16 protein-coding genes are annotated in these 15,999 nt (G+C 72.0%); 13 read left to right on the top strand and 3 right to left on the bottom strand.

Annotation, left to right across the window (positions count from 1 at the left end; all coding sequences use genetic code 11):
• Window positions 1–12: 12 nt before the first annotated feature.
• Window positions 13–1,650: an ABC-F family ATP-binding cassette domain-containing protein gene (locus ACFYXV_RS08030; RefSeq protein WP_385474632.1), complete on the bottom strand. Its 1,638-nt coding sequence runs from the start codon at window positions 1,648–1,650 to the stop codon at window positions 13–15.
• A gap of 92 nt (window positions 1,651–1,742) precedes the next feature.
• Between ACFYXV_RS08030 and ACFYXV_RS08025 the strand changes: the two genes are divergently transcribed.
• Window positions 1,743–2,729: a GlxA family transcriptional regulator gene (locus tag ACFYXV_RS08025; protein WP_385474630.1), complete on the top strand. Its 987-nt coding sequence runs from the start codon at window positions 1,743–1,745 to the stop codon at window positions 2,727–2,729.
• A gap of 44 nt (window positions 2,730–2,773) precedes the next feature.
• A complete protein-coding gene (locus ACFYXV_RS08020) occupies window positions 2,774–3,409 on the top strand; it encodes a DJ-1/PfpI family protein (protein ID WP_385474628.1) in 636 nt (211 codons plus the stop codon).
• Here the strand turns inward: ACFYXV_RS08020 and ACFYXV_RS08015 are convergent.
• Window positions 3,387–4,190 (bottom strand): enoyl-CoA hydratase/isomerase family protein, encoded by an 804-nt coding sequence (locus tag ACFYXV_RS08015; RefSeq protein ID WP_389382330.1) that lies wholly within the window; start codon window positions 4,188–4,190, stop codon window positions 3,387–3,389. The genes ACFYXV_RS08020 and ACFYXV_RS08015 overlap by 23 nt on opposite strands.
• A 77-nt stretch (window positions 4,191–4,267) precedes the next feature.
• Here ACFYXV_RS08015 and ACFYXV_RS08010 point away from each other — a divergent pair, with 77 nt between their 5' ends.
• Window positions 4,268–4,951 (top strand): HdeD family acid-resistance protein, encoded by a 684-nt coding sequence (locus tag ACFYXV_RS08010; protein WP_385474624.1) that lies wholly within the window; start codon window positions 4,268–4,270, stop codon window positions 4,949–4,951.
• A 130-nt stretch (window positions 4,952–5,081) separates the two neighbouring features.
• Window positions 5,082–5,573, top strand: coding sequence for an ATP-binding protein (locus ACFYXV_RS08005; RefSeq protein WP_389382473.1), 492 nt, complete (start codon window positions 5,082–5,084; stop codon window positions 5,571–5,573).
• A 43-nt stretch (window positions 5,574–5,616) separates the two neighbouring features.
• On the opposite strand, the gene idi is transcribed toward ACFYXV_RS08005, so the two are convergent.
• Window positions 5,617–6,216, bottom strand: a complete 600-nt coding sequence (gene idi / locus ACFYXV_RS08000; RefSeq protein ID WP_366101972.1) for an isopentenyl-diphosphate Delta-isomerase — start codon at window positions 6,214–6,216, stop codon at window positions 5,617–5,619.
• Window positions 6,217–6,534: 318 nt separating this feature from the next.
• Between idi and ACFYXV_RS07995 the strand changes: the two genes are divergently transcribed.
• The 9 genes from ACFYXV_RS07995 (at window position 6,535) to hpnD (ending at window position 15,839) form a co-directional block, all read left to right on the top strand.
• Window positions 6,535–8,316 carry a DUF5941 domain-containing protein gene (locus ACFYXV_RS07995; protein WP_389382472.1) on the top strand — a complete coding sequence of 594 codons (1,782 nt, stop codon included), beginning with the start codon at window positions 6,535–6,537 and terminating at the stop codon, window positions 8,314–8,316.
• Window positions 8,313–9,065: a sugar phosphate nucleotidyltransferase gene (locus ACFYXV_RS07990; protein ID WP_385474622.1), complete on the top strand. Its 753-nt coding sequence runs from the start codon at window positions 8,313–8,315 to the stop codon at window positions 9,063–9,065. The genes ACFYXV_RS07995 and ACFYXV_RS07990 overlap by 4 nt, the downstream gene beginning before the upstream one ends.
• Window positions 9,053–10,114, top strand: coding sequence for an iron-containing alcohol dehydrogenase family protein (locus ACFYXV_RS07985; RefSeq protein ID WP_385474620.1), 1,062 nt, complete (start codon window positions 9,053–9,055; stop codon window positions 10,112–10,114). The genes ACFYXV_RS07990 and ACFYXV_RS07985 overlap by 13 nt, the downstream gene beginning before the upstream one ends.
• Window positions 10,092–10,871: a CDP-alcohol phosphatidyltransferase family protein gene (locus ACFYXV_RS07980; RefSeq protein WP_383338479.1), complete on the top strand. Its 780-nt coding sequence runs from the start codon at window positions 10,092–10,094 to the stop codon at window positions 10,869–10,871. Before ACFYXV_RS07985 ends, ACFYXV_RS07980 begins: the two co-directional genes overlap by 23 nt.
• 8 nt (window positions 10,872–10,879) lie before the next feature.
• Window positions 10,880–11,752, top strand: coding sequence for a glycosyltransferase family 2 protein (locus tag ACFYXV_RS07975; protein WP_383338721.1), 873 nt, complete (start codon window positions 10,880–10,882; stop codon window positions 11,750–11,752).
• 126 nt (window positions 11,753–11,878) lie between these two features.
• The gene (locus tag ACFYXV_RS07970) at window positions 11,879–12,817 is read left to right on the top strand and encodes an ABC transporter permease (RefSeq protein ID WP_389382329.1); all 939 of its coding nucleotides are present in this window, start codon (window positions 11,879–11,881) and stop codon (window positions 12,815–12,817) included.
• Entirely contained in the window at window positions 12,810–13,592 is a 783-nt protein-coding gene (locus tag ACFYXV_RS07965) for an ABC transporter ATP-binding protein (protein ID WP_048474981.1), read from the top strand. Before ACFYXV_RS07970 ends, ACFYXV_RS07965 begins: the two co-directional genes overlap by 8 nt.
• 343 nt (window positions 13,593–13,935) lie before the next feature.
• A complete protein-coding gene (gene hpnC / locus ACFYXV_RS07960; RefSeq protein ID WP_389382471.1) occupies window positions 13,936–14,871 on the top strand; it encodes a squalene synthase HpnC in 936 nt (311 codons plus the stop codon).
• A complete protein-coding gene (hpnD, locus tag ACFYXV_RS07955) occupies window positions 14,868–15,839 on the top strand; it encodes a presqualene diphosphate synthase HpnD (RefSeq protein ID WP_385474614.1) in 972 nt (323 codons plus the stop codon). Before hpnC ends, hpnD begins: the two co-directional genes overlap by 4 nt.
• The last annotated feature ends 160 nt before the right edge of the window (window positions 15,840–15,999 follow it).

Here is a 15,999-nt window from a genome sequence, read left to right as displayed (position 1 = left end):
GGGGAATGTGACCTAGAGCTCGGTGACCTTGCCGTCCGCGACCTCCAGGCGGCGGGTCACGTGCACCGCGTCCAGCATCCGGCGGTCGTGGGTGACGAGCAGCAGGGTGCCCTCGTACGCGTCCAGCGCCGACTCCAGCTGTTCGATCGCGGGCAGGTCCAGGTGGTTCGTGGGCTCGTCCAGCACCAGCAGGTTCACCCCGCGGCCCTGGAGCAGCGCCAGGGCCGCCCGGGTGCGCTCGCCGGGGGAGAGCGTGGCCGCCGGGCGCAGCACGTGCGCCGCCTTCAGGCCGAACTTGGCCAGCAGGGTCCGCACTTCGGCCGGCTCGGTGTCCGGTACCGCCGCGCAGAAGGCCTCCAGCAGCGGCTCGTCCCCGAGGAAGAGCCCGCGCGCCTGGTCCACCTCGCCGACCAGTACCCCCGAACCGAGCGTGGCCGCACCGGAGTCGGGCACCAGCCGCCCGAGGAGCACGGCCAGCAGCGTGGACTTGCCCGCGCCGTTGGCGCCGGTGATCGCCACCCGGTCGGCCCAGTCGATCTGCAGGCTGGCCGGGCCGAAGGCGAAGTCCCCGCGCCGCACGGAGGCCTCGTTCAGGGTGGCGACGACCGAGCCGGAGCGCGGCGCCGCCGCGATCTCCATGCGCAGCTCCCACTCCTTGCGGGGCTCGTCGACGACGTCGAGCCGCTCGATGGCACGCTGCGTCTGGCGGGCCTTGGCGGCCTGCTTCTCGCTGGACTCGCCGCGCAGGTTCTTGCCGATCTTGTCGTTGTCGCCGGCCTTGCGGCGGGCGTTGCGCACGCCCTTGTCCATCCAGTTGCGCTGCATCTGGGCGCGGCCCTCCAGAGCCGCCTTCTTGCCCGCGTACTCGTCGAACTCCTCGCGGGCGTGCGTACGGGCCCGCTCGCGCTCCTCCAGATAGGCGTCGTAGCCGCCGCCGTAGAGGTTGATCTGCTGCTGCGCCAGGTCGAGTTCGAGGACCTTCGTGACGGTCCGGGTCAGGAACTCGCGGTCGTGGCTGATGACGACCGTGCCCGCGCGCAGGCCCTTCACGAACCGCTCCAGGCGCTCCAGACCCTCCAGGTCCAGGTCGTTGGTCGGCTCGTCGAGCAGGAAGACGTCGTAGCGCGAGAGCAGCAGCGAGGCGAGGCCCGCGCGGGCCGCCTGGCCGCCGGAGAGCGCGGTCATCGGCAGGTCCAGGCTCACGGCCAGCCCGAGCTCGTCGGCGACCTCCTGGGCGCGCTCGTCGAGGTCGGCGCCGCCGAGGTTCAGCCACTGGTCCAGGGTCGTCCCGTACGCGTCGTCCGCTCCCGGGGTCCCGTCGACCAGGCCCTGGGTCGCCGCGTCCAGTGCCGCCTGGGCGGCCGCGACGCCCGTCCGGCGGGCCAGGAAGTCCCGTACGGACTCTTCCGGGCGCCGCTCCGGCTCCTGGGGCAGGTGGCCGACGGCGGCGGTGGGCGGGGAGAGCCGCAGCTCACCGGTCTCGGGGGTGTCCAGGCCGGCGAGCAGGCGCAGCAGGGTGGACTTCCCGGCGCCGTTGACGCCGACGAGGCCGATGACGTCGCCGGGGGCGACGACGAGGTCGAGATCGGCGAAGAGCGTGCGCTCACCGTGCGCGGCGGTGAGGTTCTTGGCGACGAGGGTTGCAGTCATGGTCCGTCGATCCTATCCGCGCGGCACGGCATGGCCGTAAAGGTGGGATGAGCGTCATTGCGGCCATGGGCGCCGCGTCACACCATGGGGTCATGACGTTGCCGAACGTGCTGGTCGTCCTCTATGACGGCGTGCAGAGCCTGGACGTGACCGGGCCCGTGGAGGTGTTCGCAGCCGTCGGCCGCTTCCCGGGCCGGGCAGGGCACGGGTACGCGATCCGCACGGTCTCCCCGGGCGGGGCGCCCGTACGGACGAGCAGCGGGCTCACGCTGGTGCCGGACGGGGACCTGGAGAGCGCGCGGCCGGGAGCGGGCACCACCCTGCTGGTGCCGGGCGGGCAGTACCGGGGGGACTTCGAGCCCCGGCTGACCGAGTGGCTCCGCACGTACGGGAGCGGCGCGGAACGGCTGGTGTCCGTCTGCACGGGCGGGCTGCTGCTGGCCGAGGCCGGGCTGCTGGACGGGCGGAGGGCGACGACGCACTGGTACGCGTGCGAGCGGATGGCCCGGGACTACCCGCGGGTGACCGTCGAACCGGACCCGATCTACGTACGGGACGGCCCGGTCGCCACCTCGGCCGGGGTCACGGCCGGGATCGACCTCGCGCTGGCCCTCGTGGAGGAGGACCACGGACGGGAGCTCGCGCTGCGCATCGCGCGGCACCTGGTGGTGTTCCTGCGCAGGCCCGGCAACCAGGCCCAGTTCAGCGCCCAGCTGGCGGCGCAGACCGCGCAGCGGGATCCGTTGCGGGAGGTGCAGCAGTGGATCACGGAGCATCCGGACGCGGACCTCGGCGTGGAGGCCCTGGCGGCGCGGGCGCGGCTCTCACCGCGGCACTTCGCGCGCGCTTTCCGGCAGGAGACGGGGGTCACGCCCGGCCGCTATGTGGAGCGGGTCCGCGTGGAGCACGCGCGGCGCCTCCTGGAGGACACCGGGGACGGGATCGCCGAGATCTCCCGCGCCAGCGGCTACGGCACCCCGGAGGCCCTGCGCCGGGCCTTCGTGAAGACGCTGGGCCAGCCCCCGGCCGAATACCGGCGGCGCTTCGGCTCGGACCGCACGCAGACCACCGCTCAGTAGGCACACCACCAGCTCAGTAGGCACACCACCACTCTGGAGGAACCATGCAGATCGCAGTCCTGCTCTACGACCGGTTCACCGCGCTCGACGCGATCGGGCCCTTCGACACCCTCGGGCGGCTGTCCGGCGCCGAGGTCGTGTTCGTCTCGGAGCGGCCCGGCCCGGTGCGGACCGACAGCGGGGCGCTCGCGCTCGTCGCCGACAAGGGGCTCGACGAGGTGACCCGGCCGGACATCGTCATCGTGCCCGGTGGTCCCCACACCGAGCTGGAGATGGAGAACCCCGCCGTCCTCGACTGGCTGCGCGCCGTCGACGCCACCACCACCTGGACCACCTCGGTCTGCACCGGCTCGCTCCTGCTGGCCGCCGCCGGGCTGCTCAAGGGGCGCCGGGCCACGAGCCACTGGCTCTACCTGGACCGGCTGCCCGCCTTCGGCGCCGAGCCCACCGGCGAGCGCGTCGTGTACGACGGGAAGTACGTCACCGCCGCCGGGGTGTCCTCCGGCATCGACATGGGCCTCGGCCTCCTCGGCCGGATCGCCGGCGACGAGTACGCCCAGACCGTCCAGCTGATGACCGAGTACGACCCCCAGCCGCCCTACGACGCCGGCTCGCCCGACAAGGCCCCGGCCGAGATCGTGGCACGGCTGCGCGCGGTCACTCCGCCAGGCGCCCGGTAGTCCGCTCCCTCGCGGCCGCGGTCGCCGGCCCGGCCGCCGGCGCGGTGGTCCAGTCGAACGACGGCGTACGCCGCTCCAGGAACGCGGCGACACCCTCCGCGGTGTCGCCGCTGTCGGCCGCCTGCCGCGCCCAGTGGGCGTCCCGGTCCGTCCGCCCGTTCGTGAACTCCTTGGCCGCCGCCTGCGTCAGCTGCGAACGGGTGGTCAGCACGCGGGCGAAGTCCGCCACCCGCTTGTCCAGCTGCCCGGCCGGCAGCAGCTCGTTCAGGAAGCCGGCCCGCAGCGCGTGCTCCGCGTCGATCAGCTCCGCCGAGAAGAGCAGGTACTTGGCCACCGCGGGGCCGACCAGCGCGGCCAGCCGGCGGGTCGAGGACGCGGGGTAGACGATGCCCAGCTTCGCCGGGGTCACCCCGAAGGAGGCCCCCTCCTCCGCGAAGCGCAGATCGCAGGCCGCCGCCAGCTGGCTGCCGCCGCCCACGCAGAACCCGCGGATCGCCGCGAGCGTCGGCTTGGGGAAGGCGGCAAGGGCCTCCTCGGCCGCCACTGCCAGGGCCTGCGGGTCCTCGTCCCCGGTCAGCGAGGAGATGTCGGCCCCCGCGCAGAAGGTCGGTCCGGCCCCGGTCAGGACGAGCACCCGTACGGCCGGATCGGCCGCGAGCGCGTCCAGCACCTCCGGGAGCGCGCGCCACATCGCCGCCGTCATGGCGTTGCGCTTGGCGGGATGCGAGATGACGACCGTGGCGACCCCGTCGGCGACGGTGTGCAGGAGGGCTGCGTCCATGCGCCGGATGCTATCCCGGCCGGCCGATCCTATGATCGGGGGAGTCCGTCCGGCGGGTGCTGAAAGGTGGCACGACCATGGGCGCAGACCGTTCCGGGGCCGCTTCCCCGGTCGAGGCCCGGGCCAAGGACACGAAGCGGCTGGGGCGCAGCTTCGGGCTGCTGGCCGCGCTCGGGGTGCTCCTGGTGGCGGCCGGCCTGGTCGGCCTGTTCTACGCCTCCTTCGCCACCCTGACCACGATGTTCCTCTTCGGCTGGCTGCTGCTCGCCGGCGGTCTGGTGGGCCTGGTCCAGGCGTTCCAGTCCCGCAAGACCAACCATTTCTGGCTCGCCGTCGTCGTCGCCTCGATCAACATCGCCGCCGGCTTCGTGATCCTGCGCCGGCCCGAGGCGAGCGCCGAGGCGCTGACCATGTTCGCCGCGCTGCTCTTCCTCATCGGCGGGCTGTTCCGGCTGGTGGGCGGCCTGGTGGTGCGCGGGACGAACCTGTGGGTCAACCTGGTCCAGGGCGCCTTCGGCATCCTGCTGGGCTTCCTGGTCCTCGCCAACTGGCCGAGCAGCAGTCTCTACGTGATCGGAACCTTCTTCTCGCTCGCCCTGCTGTTCGACGGGCTGAGCCTGATCGTCCTGGGCATGGGCGCCCGGCGCATTCTGGGCTTGGTCAGGGAAGACGAGCTCCCGGCGGGCGCCGCCGCCGGGAGCGGGCCGGACAGCGCGGCCGAGAAGGGTCCCACAGAAGATCAAGAACGGTCGCACAACTGACGCTGTCATACGCCAACGGTCAGAAAGCGTCCGATTGACGCTGACTTCTGGTCAGGGGTCCGGTCCGGACCAGTCCGCTCCCCACTCTTGACGCGTGGAGACGATCGAGCGTGAAGACGGGGGCCGGGAGATGGATGTCAGCGGGAGCGTCCCGCCAGCCAAGGAGGGCGAGCCGGCGTCGGCCCCGGCCGACCCCCTCGCGTACGAGGGCGTGTGGCGGTTCACCGTGCCCGCTGTAGAAGAATCCGTTCCGCAGGCCCGCCGGGCCGTGCGCGACCTGCTCGGCCGCCAGGGCGTCCCGGCCGACCGGGACCTCGTGTACTCGCTGCTGCTGATCGTCTCCGAACTGGTGACGAACTCGGTCCGGCACGCGGCCCTGCTCTCGCCCCAGGTCGCGGTCGAGGTCGCCATCGGCCGGGAATGGGTACGGGTGGCGGTCGAGGACAACCACCCGTACCGCCCCAAGGCCCTGGAGGCGGATTTCGGCCAGACCGGCGGACGCGGCCTGCTCCTGGTGCGCGAGGTCACGCGGGAATCCGGCGGGGTCTGCGACGTCGAGCACACCTCGACGGGCGGCAAGGTCATCTGGGCGGCCCTGCCGCTCGCCGCACCCGCGCTCTGAGGCGGCGTACGGGCGCCGGGTGCGCCCGGCACACCGGTACGGACTACCAGCCCGCGGCATCCCCGGTCAGTTCGCGGATCGCGGGCCTGGCCGCGTCGAGCACGGTCATGAACCAGGCGGAGAACGGCGCTTCGGCATGCCGCTTGGCCAGCTCCTCGGCGGTCACGAACGCGGTGTCCCCGACCTCCTCCGGATCGGGCTGCGGCCGGGACTGCGCGAGTCCCACGAAAAGGTGGTTGTACTCCTGCTCCACCAGGCCCGACGCGGGGTCCGGGTGGTTGTAGCGCACGGTTCCCGCCTCCGCGAGCAGCGAGGGCGACAGACCCAGCTCCTCGTGGGTCCGCCGGGCCGCGGCCGCGAACGGCGACTCCCCGGGATAGGGGTGACCGCAGCAGGTGTTCGACCAGACGCCGGGGGAGTGGTACTTCCCGAGGGCGCGCTGCTGGAGCAGCAGGCGGCCCTGCTCGTCGAAGAGGAACACGGAGAAGGCCCGGTGCAGCAGACCGGGCGCCTGATGGGCGGAGAGCTTCTCCGCCGTGCCGATGGTGTTGCCGGACTCATCGACCAGTTCGAGCATGATCGGTTCCTGAGTGCCGGTGCCGGGGGACGCGGTGTTCGCGGCGGTGGCTGGTGTGGTCGGCATACCCATCCTTCGCTTCGGACTTCGGCCTTCAGTCTGCCGTACAAAAGAGGCTTGTCCCCACTTCGGCCATCTGCGCATGTCCGCCCGTGCGGCGTGGTAAGCGGCGGGGTACGGCGCTGTCGCACCCCGGGTTTGTGATAGGGCGCCGCGATCGTCAATGATGATCGCGCCGGGGCCCGCAGCCCCGCGATATTCGGCTTATCGGGGAGTAAACGGGTGGTGAATGCCCGCTTCCATTCATCCGATAGCCTCTGCCGACGTGCCGCCGCCCCCGCCCGGGGCGCCCGTCCAGTGTTTCGCTGCAAGGAGTGAGTCCGTCTGTCGACCGTCATCCTCACCGGCCTGCCGGTCCCCGGATCACCGCTCACCGACGAGCTGCGCTCCCTCGGCTTCGACGTCCGCCCGGCTGCGGGTCCCGAGGAGGCCGCCGCGGTGCTGGCCGGCGTTCCCGCCGACCAGCGGGTGGCCGTCGTCGACAGCGCCTTCGTCGGACACGTCCACGCCCTGCGGCTCGCACTGACCGATCCGCGCTTCGACGCCTGCGCGGTGACCGGCGCCTTCGCCGTCCAGCCCGCCGCCCGCGCGGCCCTGGACAAGGCCGCGGCCCTCCCGGCGCAGGGAGAGGGCCCGTACGCGGACCGGCTCGCGGCCGCCGTCGAGGCCGCCGGGACCACCGTCCAGCACCCCGAGCTCGGCACCCTGGTCGCCGCCGTCCCCGCCACCGGCGCCGAGCGCGCCGCGGCGGACGCCGCCGTCGCCGCCGTGGACGACGAGGCCGTACGCCTGCGCACCGCCGTGAAGTCCCGCGACGGGTTCTTCACCACCTTCTTCATCAGCCCGTACTCGCGCTACATCGCCCGCTGGTGCGCGCGCCGCGGCCTGACGCCGAACCAGGTCACCACCGCCTCCCTGATCACCGCGCTGATCGCGGCCGGCTGCGCCGCCACCGGCGAGCGGGGCGGCTACATCGCGGCCGGCGTGCTGCTCCTCGTCTCCTTCGTACTGGACTGCACGGACGGGCAGCTCGCCCGCTACTCGCTCCAGTACTCGACGATGGGCGCCTGGCTCGACGCCACCTTCGACCGCGCGAAGGAGTACTCCTTCTACGCGGGCCTCGCGCTGGGCGCGGCCCGTAACGGCGACGACGTGTGGGCCCTCGCGCTCGGCGCGATGATCCTCATGACCTGCCGCCACGTCGTGGACTTCGCCTTCAACGAGGCCAACCACGACGCCACCGCCAACACGAGCCCCACGGCGGCCCTGTCCGACAAGCTCGACAGCGTCGGCTGGACGGTCTGGGTCCGGCGGATGATCATCCTGCCGATCGGCGAGCGCTGGGCCATGATCGCGGTGCTCACCGCGGCCACCACCCCCAGGATCGTCTTCTACGCCCTGCTCGTCGGCTGCGCCTTCGGTGCCCTCTACACCACCGCCGGCCGCGTGCTGCGCTCGCTGACCCGCAAGGCGAAGAGGACCGACCGCGCCGCACAGGCGCTGGCCGACCTCGCCGACTCCGGCCCGGTCGCCGAGCTCGCCGGCCGGGTCGTGGGCCGGATGGCCCCCGGGGCCGGCATCGCCGCCGCCGTGATCGGGTCGGTGGCCCTGCTGTGGACGGCCTGGGCGTACGAGTTCGGCGCCCGCCAGGTGATCATCGCCGCCGCGTTCTACGCCGTGCTCGCCGGAGCGGCCGTCGCCCGCCCCCTCAAGGGCGCCCTCGACTGGCTCGTCCCGCCCGTCTTCCGGGCCGCCGAGTACACCACCGTGCTGATCCTCGCCGCCAAGGCGGACGTGCCCGGGGCCCTTCCCGCGGCATTCGGACTGGTCGCGGCGGTCGCCTACCATCACTACGACACGGTCTACCGCATCCGCGGCGGATCGGGTGCGCCCCCGCGGTGGCTGGTGTGGACGATCGGCGGTCACGACGGCCGGGTCCTGCTGACCGCGGTCCTGGCCTCCGCCCTGGCGACGCGCGCCGCGGACTTCCCCGTCGCGCTCACGGCCCTGGCCGTGTTCGTGGCACTCGTGGTGCTCGTGGAGAGCATCCGTTTCTGGGTCTCCTCCGGGGCACCCGCCGTACATGACGAAGGAGAACCAGCATGATCGGCCTTGTACTCGCTGCCGGTGCCGGACGCCGCCTGCGTCCCTACACCGACACCCTGCCCAAGGCCCTCGTGCCCGTCGGCCCCGAAGGCGCCGAGGACAGCCTGACCGTGCTGGACCTCACCCTCGGCAACTTCGCCGAGGTCGGCCTCACCGAGGTCGCGATCGTCGTCGGCTACCGCAAGGAGGCCGTGTACGAGCGCCGCGAGGCCCTGGAGGCCAAGTACGGCGTCAAGATCACGCTGATCGACAACGACAAGGCCGAGGAGTGGAACAACGCCTACTCCCTGTGGTGCGCCCGTGACGTCCTGAAGCAGGGCGTCATCCTCGCCAACGGCGACACCGTCCACCCGGTCTCCGTCGAGCGGACCCTGCTGGACGCCCGCGGTGGCGACCGCAAGATCATCCTCGCCCTCGACACGGTCAAGAGCCTGGCCGACGAGGAGATGAAGGTCGTCGTGGACGGCGCCGAGGGTGTTCGGAAGATCACGAAGCTGATGGAGCCCTCCGACGCCACCGGCGAGTACATCGGCGTCACCCTCATCGAGCCCGAGGCCGCCGAGGCCCTGGCCGAGGCGCTGAAGACCACGTTCGAGCGCGACCCCGACCTGTACTACGAGGACGGCTACCAGCAGCTCGTCAACGACGGCTTCGTCATCGACGTGGCCCCCATCGGCGACGTCAAGTGGGTCGAGATCGACAACCACGACGACCTCGCCAAGGGCCGGACGATCGCATGCCAGTACTGACGAGGCTCATCCCCTCCCCGGTCGTCGTCGACATCAGCCGCGGCGCCATGGACGACCTGGCCGGCCTCCTGGCCGACCAGCGGATCTCGGCGTCCGGCAAGCTGGCGATCGCGATCAGCGGCGGCTCCGGCCGGCAGCTGCGCTCCAAGCTGGAGCCCGTACTGCCGCACGCCGACTGGTACCCGGTCGCCGACGGCACGATCGACTCCGCCGTCAAGCTGGCCGACGACATAAAGGGCCGTCGCTACGACGCCGTCGTCGGCCTGGGCGGCGGCAAGATCATCGACGTGGCGAAGTACGCCGCGGCGCGCGTCGGGCTGCCCATGGTCGCCGTCGCCACCAACCTGGCCCACGACGGCATCTGCTCGCCCGTGGCCACGCTGGACAACGACAACGGCCGCGGCTCCTACGGCGTGCCCACGCCGATCGCGATGGTCATCGACCTCGACGTGATCCGCGACGCCCCGGTGCGGTTCGTCCGCTCCGGCATCGGCGACGCGCTCTCGAACATCTCGGCCATCGCCGACTGGGAGCTCTCGCACAAGATCACCGGGGAACCCGTGGACGGCCTGGCCGCCGCCATGGCCCGTACGGCCGGCGAGGCCGTCCTGCGCCACCCCGGCGGCTGCGGCGACGACACCTTCCTCACCGTGCTCGCGGAGTCGCTGGTGCTCACCGGCATCGCCATGTCGATCAGCGGGGACACCCGGCCGGCGTCCGGCGCCTGCCACGAGATCAGCCACGCCTTCGACCTGCTCTACCCCGGGCGCTCCGCGCTCCACGGGGAGCAGGTCGGCCTCGGCGCCGCCTTCGCGATGTTCCTGCGCGGCGCCGACGAGCAGGCCGGGCTCTTCGTCGAGTCGCTGCGCGGTCACGGCCTGCCCGTGCTGCCCGCCGAGATCGGGTTCAGTGCGGACGAGTTCGTCGCGGCCGTCGAGTACGCCCCCCAGACCCGCCCGGGACGCTTCACGATCCTGGAGCACCTCAATCTGTCCACAGCCGAGATCAGGGACGCGTACGCCGACTATGCCAAGACCATCCGTAGCTGAACTCCGGCCCGTCGTTCACCCGCCGGGCGTCAAGGACCGGCGCAGTGGCGAGCACTGGGGCGGTCGCCTGTACATGCGCGAGATCTCCCTGCGCATCACCCGGGTCCTGGTCAACACCAAGGTCACGCCCAACCAGCTGACCTACGTGATGACCCTCGCGGGTGTCCTGGCCTGCCCGGCGCTGCTCATCCCGGGCATCTGGGGCGCCGTCCTCGGCGTGGTGGCGGTCCAGATGTACCTGCTGCTCGACTGCGTCGACGGCGAGGTCGCCCGCTGGAAGAAGCAGTACTCCCTGGCCGGCGTGTACCTGGACCGGGTCGGCGCCTACCTGTGCGACGCGGCCGTCCTCGTCGGCTTCGGCCTGCGCGCCAGCGACCTGTGGGGCACGGGACGGATCGACTGGCTGTGGGCGTTCCTCGGCACCCTCGCGGCCCTCGGCGCCATCCTGATCAAGGCCGAGACCGACCTGGTCGGCGTCGCCCGCCACCAGACCGGCAAGGAGCCCGTCGCCGAGGCCGCCGCCGAGCCGCGCTCCTCCGGCATGGCCCTGGCCCGCCGCGCCGCGTCCGCGCTCAAGTTCCACCGGCTCGTCCTCGGCATCGAGGCCTCGCTCCTCATCCTGCTGCTGGCGATCGTGGACCAGATGCGCGGCGACCTGTACTTCACCCGGCTCGGCGTGGCCGTGCTGGCCGGCATCGCGATGCTCCAGACGGTGCTGCACCTGGTGTCGATCCTGGCCTCCAGCAGGCTCAAGTGACGACGCGGATGCGGCTGGGCGCCGTGATCATCACCATGGGCAACCGCCCCGACGAGCTCAAGGCGCTCCTCGACTCGGTGGCCCGCCAGGAGGGCGACCCGGTCGAGGTCGTCGTCGTGGGCCAGGGCGTCAGGGTCACCGGGCTCCCCGAGGGCGTCCGCTGCGTCGAGCTGCCCGAGAACCTGGGCATCCCCGGCGGCCGCAACGTCGGCATCGAGGCCTTCGGCCCCGGCGGCGGCGAGGTCGACGCCCTGCTCTTCCTCGACGACGACGGGCTGCTGGAGCGCACCGACACCGCCGAGCTGTGCCGGCAGGCGTTCGCCGAGGACCCCCGGCTCGGGATCGTCAGCTTCCGGATCGCCGATCCGGAGTCCGGCGAGACCCAGCGCCGCCACGTGCCCCGGCTGCGCGCCTCGGACCCGATGCGCTCCTCCCGCGTGACCACCTTCCTGGGCGGCGCCAACGCCGTCCGCACGTCGGTGTTCAAGCAGGTCGGAGGGTTGCCGGGGGAGTTCTTCTACGCGCACGAGGAAACCGATCTCGCCTGGCGCGCACTCGACGCGGGGTGGCTGATCGACTACCGGGCGGACATGGTGCTCCTGCATCCGACGACCGCCCCCTCCCGGCACGCGGTCTACCACCGTATGGTGGCTCGTAACCGGGTGTGGCTCGCCCGCCGCAACCTGCCCGCCCCGCTGGTCCCGGTCTACCTGGGCGTCTGGCTCCTGCTGACGCTCCTGCGCAGGCCCTCGGCACCGGCGCTCAAGGCCTGGTTCGGCGGGTTCAAGGAGGGATGGACCACTCCCTGCGGTCCCCGGCGCCCCATGAAGTGGCGTACGGTCTGGCGGCTGACCCGGCTGGGCCGACCGCCTGTGATCTGACACGCTCGCGTCTGAGAACATACGTGGTCACGGAACACGCGTGCCCGGACATGCATGATCACGGGCCGAGCGCCCCAGGCCCGATGCCACCTTCTGCCGCATCTTGAAGACGGAAAGTTTCAACTTGTGAGTGACACAACCCAGCAGGATGGCGCCCTCGCCACGAGCAAGCCGCCGTCCGATGACGCCGGGCTGAGCCCCGCCGAGCTCGCCAGGAAGTACGGCCTGTCCGTCAGCGGAGCCCGGCCGACCCTGGCCGAATACGTGCGGCAGCTCTGGGACCGGCGCCACTTCATCATGGCGTTCTCCCGGGCCAAGCTGATGGCGCAGTACAGCGACGCCAAGCTCGGCCAGATCTGGCAGGTGGCGACCCCGCTGCTCAACGCGCTGGTGTACTACCTGATCTTCGGTCTGATCCTGAACGCGGGCCGCGGCATGGAGAAGGGGGTCTACATCCCCTTCCTGGTGACGGGCATCTTCGTCTTCACCTTCACCCAGAGCTCGCTGATGGCCGGAGTCCGGGCCATCCCCGGCAACCTCGGCCTGGTCCGGGCCCTGCACTTCCCGCGCGCCTCCCTGCCCATCTCCTTCTCGATGCAGCAGCTCCAGCAGCTGCTGTACTCGATGATCGTCGTGGTGATCGTCGCGATCGGCTTCGGCAACTACCCGACGCTGTCCTGGCTGCTGGTCATCCCGACGCTGGCGCTGCAGTTCGTCTTCAACACCGGCCTCGCGCTGGTCTTCGGCCGGATGGGCGCCAAGACCCCCGACCTGGCGCAGCTGATGCCGTTCATCACGCGTACGTGGATGTACGCCTCGGGCGTCATGTTCTCGATCAGCGGGGCGCTCAAGGACCGGCACGTGCCCGAGTGGGTCTCGGACGTGCTCCAGTGGAACCCGGCTGCGATCTACATGGACCTGGTCCGGTTCGCGATGATCGACGACTACGGCCGGGAGAACCTGCCGCCGCACGTCTGGGCCTTCGCCGTCGGCTGGGCCGTCGTGATCGGCCTCGGCGGTTTCGTGTACTTCTGGAAGGCTGAGGAGCGTTACGGCCGTGGCTGAGATCAACCGGGGCAGTGTCCCCACCGTCATCGCCGACGACGTGCACATCGTCTACCGCGTCAACACCGGCAGGTCCGGCAAGGGCAGCGCCACCGCCGCGCTGAGCAAGATAATGCGCCGGGGCAAGGGAGATGCGCCGGGCGTCCGCCGGGTCCACGCCGTGCGCGGCGTGTCCTTCACGGCGTACCGCGGCGAGGCCATCGGCGTCATCGGCTCCAACGGCTCCGGCAAGTCCACCCTGCTGCGCGCCATCGCGGGCCTGCTGCCCTGCGAGTCCGGCAAGGTCTACACCGACGGCCAGCCCTCGCTGCTGGGTGTCAACGCCGCACTGATGAACGACCTCACCGGTGAGCGCAACGTGGTCCTCGGCGGTCTCGCGATGGGAATGAGCCGCGAGCAGATCCGGGAGCGCTACGACGACATCGTCGACTTCTCGGGCATCAACGACAAGGGCGATTTCATCTCCCTTCCGATGCGCACGTACTCCTCCGGTATGGCGGCACGCCTGCGCTTTTCCATTGCCGCGGCCAAGGACCACGACGTTCTGATGATCGACGAGGCCCTGGCCACCGGTGACCGCAAGTTCCAGGTGCGTTCCGAGGAGCGCATCCGCGAACTGCGCAAGCACGCCGGAACCGTTTTCCTGGTGAGCCACAACAACAAGTCCATCCGCGACACCTGCAGCCGCGTGCTGTGGCTGGAGAAGGGTGAACTGCTGATGGACGGGCCCACCGAGGAAGTCGTCTCGGCCTATGAGAAGGCGACCAGCGCCTGACCCCGGTCCCCGCCGGCCCCCGTCGCTCCGCGCGGCGGGGGCTTCGGCTTGCCCGGGCGCGCCCGCGCCGACATTCGGTAGCCGGGTGAATACCCGAGAGGCTGCCGCGGCGTTGTACAGCGTAAGCTGGAGCAGTCCTGAATCACGCCAGAGGGGACGATTCCCCGCAGGTGAACGGCCTGGGGTACCCCGGGGAAAGTCCGGCGGCGTGTCCGAAATAGGATGTATTGGGTCGGCAGTGTAGAACGGGAGACGTGACGGCAATGGCTACGGGAATTCTCCGGCCCCCAGGCATTACGGCCGTCCCCCGCGCGGGCGGCGGGCGGTGACCCCCGGGCACGGTATCCGGCCACGGCGGGACGCGGCCCCCACAGCCCCCGACGCCCGGGCGCAGGCGTCCGCCACCCTCGGCAAGGCACGCTCGGAGAACTTCCCCGTCGCCCCGTCCTTCCTCCCGCGCGCCTGGCGCGACGGGCTCATGGCGGTGTACGGGTACGCCCGCCTGGTCGACGACATCGGCGACGGCGACCTCGCCCCCGGCGGACACGACGCCGTGCTCCTCGGCCTCGACCCGGCCGCGGCGGACGAACCGCTCGCCATGCTCGACGCCCTCGAAGCCGACCTGCACCGTGTCTTCGGCGGCCCCGGCGGCTCCCCGCGCCACCCCCTCCTGCAAGCGCTGCGGCCCGTGGTCCGCGCCCACGGCCTCACCCCCGAGCCCTTCCTCGGACTCATCGAGGCCAACCGCCAGGACCAGCGCGTCACGCGCTACGCCACGTACGGCGACCTCCTCGCGTACTGCGAGCTCTCCGCCAACCCCGTCGGCCGCCTCGTGCTGTCCCTCACCGGCACCAGCACCCCCGAGCGGATCCGCCGCTCCGACGCCGTGTGCACCGCCCTGCAGATCGTCGAACACGTACAGGACGTCGCGGAGGACCTCGGCCGCGACCGGATCTACCTCCCGGCCGAGGACATGAGCCGCTTCCACGTGACCGAGACCGACCTCAAGGCCCACCGCGCCGGCGCGTCCGTGCGCTCCCTGGTCGCGTTCGAGGCGGAGCGCGCCCGGGACCTGCTGAATGAAGGCACCCCGCTGGTGGGTAGCGTGCACGGCAGGCTCCGGCTGCTGCTCGCGGGCTTCGTGGGAGGAGGGCGCGCCGCCCTGCGAGCCGTCACCGCCGCCGGATTCGACGTACTTCCGGGCCCGCCCAAGCCCACCAGGAGCGGACTGCTCCGCGAGGTGGCCGCCGTCCTGCGCACAGCGCCGAGAAAGGGGTGAGCCCGACCGTGGAGGGTTCCGCACACACGTCCGCACCGTCCGCAGCGGTCCTGGCGGCGTACAGCTACTGCGAGGCCGTCACCGGCTCCCAGGCGCGCAACTTCGCGTACGGCATCCGGCTGCTGCCCTCCGACAAGCGGCAGGCGATGTCCGCGCTGTACGCCTTCTCCCGGCGCGTCGACGACATCGGCGACGGCATCCTGGCCCCCGAGGCGAAGTTCGCCCGGCTGGAGGAGACCCGCACCCTCCTCGGCCGGATCCGGGCCGAGGAGATCGACGAGGACGACACCGACCCGGTCGCCGTCGCCCTCGCCCACGCCGCCGACCGCTTCCCGATCCCGCTCGGCGGGCTCGACGAGCTCATCGACGGCGTCCTCATGGACGTCCGCGGCGAGACCTACGAGACCTGGGACGACCTCAAGGTCTACTGCCGCTGCGTGGCCGGGGCCATCGGACGGCTCTCCCTCGGGGTGTTCGGCACCGTGAACAGCGGCGGCCTCGGCGCGGCCGACGCCGCGCGGGCGGGCGAGTACGCCGACACCCTCGGCCTCGCCCTCCAGCTCACCAACATCCTGCGCGACGTCCGCGAGGACGCCGCCAACGGGCGTACGTACCTGCCCGCCGAGGACCTCGCCAAGTTCGGCTGCTCGGACGGGTTCGGGAGCGAACGGATGCCCGCCGGGGCCGATTTCGCCGGGCTCGTCCACCACGAAGTGCGGCGCGCCCGCGCCCTGTTCATCGAGGGCTACCGGCTGCTGCCCATGCTCGACCGGCGCAGCGGCGCCTGCGTCGCCGCCATGGCCGGCATCTACCGGCGGCTGCTCGACCGCATCGAGCGCGAGCCCGAGGCCGTGCTCCGCGGCCGCGTCTCGCTGCCCCCGCACGAGAAGGCGTACGTCGCCGTGCGCGGCCTCTCGGGCCTCGACGCCCGCACCATCTCCCGCCAGAACACGCGGAGGCGGAGCTGATGGGCCCGACGCAGACGCCGCACACCGCGGCGGCGCACCGCACCGGGCCGCCGACCGCCGGGCAGCCGCACGCCCGGCGGGCAACCACGGCGGGGCCCGGCGCGTCTCACCGTGCGGGCTCCGCCCGGACGGCCGCCCCGGCGGGCAGTCGGCGTACGAC

Origin of the sequence: Streptomyces sp. NPDC002181 (assembly GCF_042890485.1) — a bacterium.
GTDB lineage: Bacteria > Actinomycetota > Actinomycetes > Streptomycetales > Streptomycetaceae > Streptomyces.
This window is presented reverse-complemented; position numbering and strand designations above follow the sequence as displayed.

Coding starts and splice junctions, on each gene's coding strand:
- ACFYXV_RS08030 (WP_385474632.1), bottom strand. CDS start 1,650: ATGACTGCAACCCTCGTCGCCAAGAACCTCACCGCCGCGCACGGTGAG.
- ACFYXV_RS08025 (WP_385474630.1), top strand. CDS start 1,743: ATGACGTTGCCGAACGTGCTGGTCGTCCTCTATGACGGCGTGCAGAGC.
- ACFYXV_RS08020 (WP_385474628.1), top strand. CDS start 2,774: ATGCAGATCGCAGTCCTGCTCTACGACCGGTTCACCGCGCTCGACGCG.
- ACFYXV_RS08015 (WP_389382330.1), bottom strand. CDS start 4,190: ATGGACGCAGCCCTCCTGCACACCGTCGCCGACGGGGTCGCCACGGTC.
- ACFYXV_RS08010 (WP_385474624.1), top strand. CDS start 4,268: ATGGGCGCAGACCGTTCCGGGGCCGCTTCCCCGGTCGAGGCCCGGGCC.
- ACFYXV_RS08005 (WP_389382473.1), top strand. CDS start 5,082: ATGGATGTCAGCGGGAGCGTCCCGCCAGCCAAGGAGGGCGAGCCGGCG.
- idi (WP_366101972.1), bottom strand. CDS start 6,216: ATGCCGACCACACCAGCCACCGCCGCGAACACCGCGTCCCCCGGCACC.
- ACFYXV_RS07990 (WP_385474622.1), top strand. CDS start 8,313: ATGATCGGCCTTGTACTCGCTGCCGGTGCCGGACGCCGCCTGCGTCCC.
- ACFYXV_RS07985 (WP_385474620.1), top strand. CDS start 9,053: ATGCCAGTACTGACGAGGCTCATCCCCTCCCCGGTCGTCGTCGACATC.
- ACFYXV_RS07980 (WP_383338479.1), top strand. CDS start 10,092: ATGCCAAGACCATCCGTAGCTGAACTCCGGCCCGTCGTTCACCCGCCG.
- ACFYXV_RS07975 (WP_383338721.1), top strand. CDS start 10,880: ATGCGGCTGGGCGCCGTGATCATCACCATGGGCAACCGCCCCGACGAG.